General features: G+C 60.3%; 2 protein-coding genes. Both read right to left on the reverse strand.

Annotation, left to right across the window (positions count from 1 at the left end; translation table 11 throughout):
• Positions 1-308 (reverse strand): hypothetical protein (locus tag ABX749_RS31990; RefSeq protein WP_372899608.1); only part of this gene is annotated, 308 nt, incomplete at its 3' end.
• Positions 305-1,677 (reverse strand): hypothetical protein (locus tag ABX749_RS31995; protein ID WP_372899609.1); only part of this gene is annotated, 1,373 nt, incomplete at its 5' end. The genes ABX749_RS31990 and ABX749_RS31995, both read right to left, overlap by 4 nt.

Raw genomic sequence — 1,677 nt, forward strand, 5'->3', positions numbered from 1 at the left:
ACCATCCGGGCTTGGGTGACGACAAACTTGTGACCACCCGGTGCCGACCAGTTGATGTCCGTACCATTGACCCGTTCAATGATCGAAACCGTCGCGCCGATCTTGGTCACGATCGTGCTCTTCTCGACCACCAGCGCCGTTGCCGCGGCAAACCGAATCAATGTCAGTGTGAATCCCGGAGACCGCTCCTGTGTCTTTTGAATCCCGATGCCATCCATCGACTGTGACCTGAACGGGATCGCATCCGGTTCCGGAAGCAGGATATCGCCGCGTTTGAAATCGAATTCGATCGAGTCAATCTTGATCACGGGGCACGCCTCCGGTCCGCCGCGCCAGCAGCTCGTCGAGTCGCATCGGTCGGCCGGCGTTGATTCGGTTTCGTGTTCTCGGCGGTCTTTCGTGCTTCACCGAGTTGCTCGGTCTGCAACGCTTCGATCCGCTCCAAAACCGACGCCAGACGCAGGAACACGTCCTTGTTCGCCGAAACCACCGACGCAGCATCACCCTGCAGGAACGAATAGTCGTCGGATCGGATCGCGCCGGCGACTCGGCTGGCCCGGTCCGACAGTGCCGAAATCACATCCGGCGATTCCGCCAGCGTCGCCGACGATTGCAAGGTCGCGAACGCCGTTTCCAGCAAATTCGAAACACGCCGGACCCGCGGTGCTTCCGCCGGTGTGATCCCACCGGCCCGCAGATCTCGCGATCGCTCCGCCAACCGGAAGATCCCCGAGAAAACTTCCTCCGATCCTTCGCTGCCGCTCAGCAGCACGCCGTTGCGGATCCCGATCTCCTCGAACGACTGTTTCAAACTTTTCAACAGTCCGGAATTGCGGGTTTCCAGCAGCACGTCGGCCAACTGTTCACGAAACGCACCTTGCTGCGCCCCGATCGCATCGTACGAAAACTGCAACGCTTGTCCCGTCTCGGCTTGGCGTTGCAAGTACGCTTGTTCCAACTGTGGCGTTCCGAAACGAAGCTCCCGCAGCTTGTCGTCCAACAAGGCGGTCGAGCCACGGTGTCGGCGCAGGTTTTCGTAGGCCGCGATCGCGTCGTCGTAGGCTTGTCCGCCCGTGACGAACTGCTCGGTCGCACTGCGGAACCGCTGCTCCCCGAATTTGTCTTTCAGGAATGCTTCGCGAAGAACGGGATTCTGCTGCAGCACCTTCAACTGATCAAAGAACAACTCCGGCCGTCCACCCCGGTAGCCCTTGATGCTGGCCGCCGCGATCGTGCCCTCCAACTCCGCGATCTTCTCCTGGTACGCCCGGTCCTTGTCACCGATCCGATCCCGCAGCCCCTGCAGTTGGGCCGCATCGTCATCGGAAAACTCGACCCGTCGGACGCGACTCAATTCACGCCCCAGGTCCCGCTTCTGGATTCCCAGCACGCGTCGCGTCTCGGCATCCAAGTCACCGGCGTCCAATTTCGATTCGATGCTGTCGATTTCCGACTGCAAGCGTGCGATTTCCCGATCGTTCTTCGCCTTGTCGGCCTCGTTTTGACTCAGCTTGTTGAACGTGTGCCGCTGCACCGCCGTTAACGGGTCCGCTTTCTTCAGCTTCGCCAGTTCCGCCGTCGCCTCAGTCGCGTCCTTCCCCAGGTCTTGAAAGAACGACCGCAACCGAGCCTGGATTTGAATTTGAGCCGTTTGCGAAGCATCGCCCTGGGAATCCG

Origin of the sequence: Stieleria sp. (genome assembly GCF_041595215.1) — a bacterium.
In the GTDB taxonomy this organism is placed as follows: Bacteria; Planctomycetota; Planctomycetia; order Pirellulales; family Pirellulaceae; genus Stieleria; species Stieleria magnilauensis.